Here is a 3350-nt window from a genome sequence, read left to right on the forward strand (position 1 = left end):
GTCACATCAAACGTACGCAGGTTACGATTATTGATGCCAATTAAAGGCGTATGCAATTGCAGAGCCAATTCCAGCTCTTGTGCATCGTGCACTTCAACCAGCACCGCCATGCCAAGCTCGTTAGCTAACAATTCCAAAGCTTGCATTTGCTTGAGTTCAAGCGCGGCCACAATTAACAAAATGCAATCCGCACCCATCGCCCGCGCTTCGAATACTTGGTACTCGTCAATCATAAAATCTTTGCGCAATACTGGTAGCTTGCAGGCTTTGCGCGCCTGTTTTAAGTAGTCAGCTGACCCTTGAAAATACTCAACGTCAGTGAGTACTGACAAACACGCTGCGCCTGCTTTTTCATAGCTTTTGGCGATTTCAGCAGGGTTGAAGTCGGCACGAATAACGCCTTTTGACGGGCTAGCCTTTTTAATTTCGGCGATCACGGCTGGTTTATTCACCATGACTTTTTTATGGATGCTGCCCACAAAATCACGTGGGTCGCCTTGCGCTTCGGCTTGCTTTTGCAATTGCTCTAAACTTGTTTTAGCCTTGCTTGCGGCGACTTCTTGTACTTTAGTTGTTAAGATTTTCTTTAAAATATCACTCATATTTTTTTCCGTTAAGTTGCAACCAACCACCTTCATGATTGCCGCGTGGGTCTTTGTGCGTCCAATGCACTGTACCACCCTTTGGTGTGTACACATACTCACCTTTAAATGCCACCGTGTCGCCTACTTGAATAGTGTCTACACGTGGCGCTAAATCAATATTATGGGCGATTAGAATCGTAATATTGTCACTCACTTTTAGCAAAAACTTTTGATGCTGCGAGCCATTCGTATCGTCTTTTAACAGCTTGACTACAATACCACTACCTTGCACTTGCGGTAAATTGCGATGCGCACCATAGGCTTCAACAATTGCTCCGGCATCCATCGTAACAGCCGAAGAAACGGTTGCCGATTCAAGCGGTTGCGCATTATTCGGGGCATAGCAAGCATTAAAACTAAGTGCTAAACAGATTGCTAAATAGAGTAAAAATTGCTTTTTCACGCTGCGCCTTGCCCGTGCGGGAAGAAATCACGAATATCCGCCATAATTGGTGCAACATTATTCACGACCAGATGATAGGCATCAACCAGAGGCTGAATAGTGGGACGCGGAATTTTAGCTTCAGGCTTATTCCAATTTTCGTGCAAGCACCAATAGTTATCTACATCAAAATTCATATGCATTCGGCATGTTAGCGGGCGACATTCATAAATTGAGCACTCAGCATTTTTAAGAAATGGGCAAGGTGTATGGCTGCCGAACTCCGTTAAAGCGTGCCTTATTGTCTGCTTCTGCTCGACAGGCTGAATGCCAAGATTTTCACCGATGTAGCGCGCCTCAAATTGCGTAATGGGTACGGAAACATGACAACAGTGTCCACATCCTCTTGTACAGGCAGCAAATTTTCCTGCATGATCGAAAATTTGGTCTGCGGTATTTAATACTTCTTTTAATCGAATAACGGGGCGAGCGCTAATTTGCGTAATACGCTTTGGTAAAGTAACGACATGTGCTTTAAGTTCTGGGGGTACGCTTTTAAAAAATTCATCTAGTTTTATTTCGGCGTATTGCCGTGTTTGCTCGGGACTTCGGTCAGCCATGCCGCCTCCTTAACTAATTGTTCTAATTTTGTCCTCGCACTGCCTTTATCAATCACTTCGCGCGCTTTATTGATGCCACTCTGCAAGCTATCTACTACCCCAGATACATAAATGGCCGCACCAGCATTTAATAATACAATATCCCTAGCAGGGCCTTGTTTACCATTTAGCACCTCTAAAATCATCGCTTTTGATTCTTCAGCATTTTGCACTTGTATGGTTTTTAAATCATGCACTTGCATACCAAACTGGCTTGGGTTGATGGTGTATTGCTTAATCGCACCGTCTTTTAACTCGGCCACATAAGTATCGCCAGTGAATGAAATTTCATCCATGCCATCTGTACCATGCACCACCATGACGTGTGTGCTGCCTAACCGCTGCAAAACCTGCGCCAGCAGAAGCGTTAAATCTTGATGAAACACGCCCATCACTTGCCGTTTAGCGCCGGCAGGGTTAGTCATTGGGCCAAGCAGGTTGAATAGGGTGCGAATACCCATTTCACGGCGTACAGGCGCCGCGTGCTTCATGGCACTGTGATGGTTAGGAGCAAACATAAAGCCGATGCCAATACTATCTACACAGTTAGCCACTTGCTCTGGCGACAAGTTGACGTTAACTCCCAATGCCTCCAACACATCCGCGCTTCCGCAAGTAGACGAAACTGAGCGTCCACCATGCTTAGCAACTTTTGCGCCTGCTGCTGCTGCAACAAAAGCACTCACAGTTGATACATTGAATGTCTGAATACCATCACCACCTGTACCGCAAGTATCAATCAAATGGCTTGTGTCATTGATAGTAACTTTAGTTGAAAGGTCACGCATGACTTTGGCAGCCGCGGCGATTTCATCCACCGTTTCGCCTTTCATGCGCAAGCCCATTAACAAGCTAGAGATTTGTACAGCAGTTAGTTCGCCAGACATCATCATGCGCATGATTTCCAGCATTTGCGCGTGCGTGAAGTGCTTGCGATCCAGCAAATGCTGCAAGGCTTCTTTGAAAGAAATATCGATGACTTTATCTTCCGCCATTATTTTTCCTTCAAAAAGTTATCCAGCAACTCATGGCCGTATTCCGTGAGGATAGATTCCGGGTGAAATTGCACGCCTTCTACACGCAAGGTTTTATGACGCACGCCCATAATCTCGCCATCGTCCGTCCATGCGGTAATTTCCAAGCAATCTGGAATGGTTTCTTTTTCAATCACCAGTGAGTGGTAACGCGTTGCTATATAAGGGTTTGGTAGATCTTTAAACACCCCAATATTTTTATGGTGAATAAGCGAAGTTTTGCCGTGCATCAACGTTTTAGCCTTGATGATACGCCCACCAAAAGCCTGGCCAATACTTTGATGACCTAAACAAACACCGAGCAATGGAATCTTACCTGCAAATTCTTTAATGAGCGGCACACTAATCCCTGCCTCATTTGGCGTGCAGGGGCCAGGAGAAATCACGATATGGTCCGGCTTGAGTGAGGCCACTTTTACCAAATCAATTTCATCATTGCGATACACCTGAACGTCTTGCCCTAACTCGCCCAAATACTGCACTAAGTTATAAGTGAAAGAATCGTAATTATCTATCATGAGTAACATATTAATTCCCCGCTTTCGGTGCAGCATCAATATTCAAATCCAAACCAGCCTGCACCAACTCGGCCGCGCGTAATACTGCTTTGGCTTTGTTTTGCGTTTCTTCC

At 45.3% G+C, this 3350-nt stretch carries 5 protein-coding genes; all 5 read right to left on the minus strand.

Going from position 1 to position 3350, the window contains the following annotated elements:
- A partial coding sequence (trpC, locus tag HOO90_RS12065) for an indole-3-glycerol phosphate synthase TrpC (protein ID WP_292843403.1) occupies nucleotides 1-602 on the minus strand: 602 nt, incomplete at its 3' end.
- Nucleotides 595-1047: a DUF3465 domain-containing protein gene (locus tag HOO90_RS12070; RefSeq protein WP_292843405.1), complete on the minus strand. Its 453-nt coding sequence runs from the start codon at nucleotides 1045-1047 to the stop codon at nucleotides 595-597. The genes HOO90_RS12070 and trpC, both read right to left, overlap by 8 nt.
- On the minus strand, nucleotides 1044-1646 hold the full coding sequence (locus tag HOO90_RS12075) for a YkgJ family cysteine cluster protein (protein WP_292843407.1): 603 nt from the start codon (nucleotides 1644-1646) through the stop codon (nucleotides 1044-1046). Before HOO90_RS12075 ends, HOO90_RS12070 begins: the two co-directional genes overlap by 4 nt.
- On the minus strand, nucleotides 1601-2680 hold the full coding sequence (gene trpD / locus HOO90_RS12080; RefSeq protein WP_292843409.1) for an anthranilate phosphoribosyltransferase: 1080 nt from the start codon (nucleotides 2678-2680) through the stop codon (nucleotides 1601-1603). The genes HOO90_RS12075 and trpD overlap by 46 nt, the downstream gene beginning before the upstream one ends.
- On the minus strand, nucleotides 2680-3246 hold the full coding sequence (locus HOO90_RS12085; protein WP_292843411.1) for an aminodeoxychorismate/anthranilate synthase component II: 567 nt from the start codon (nucleotides 3244-3246) through the stop codon (nucleotides 2680-2682). Before HOO90_RS12085 ends, trpD begins: the two co-directional genes overlap by 1 nt.
- Between the last annotated feature and the right edge of the window lie 104 nt (nucleotides 3247-3350).

This window comes from Methylotenera sp., from assembly GCF_013141425.1.
Lineage (GTDB): Bacteria > Pseudomonadota > Gammaproteobacteria > Burkholderiales > Methylophilaceae > Methylotenera.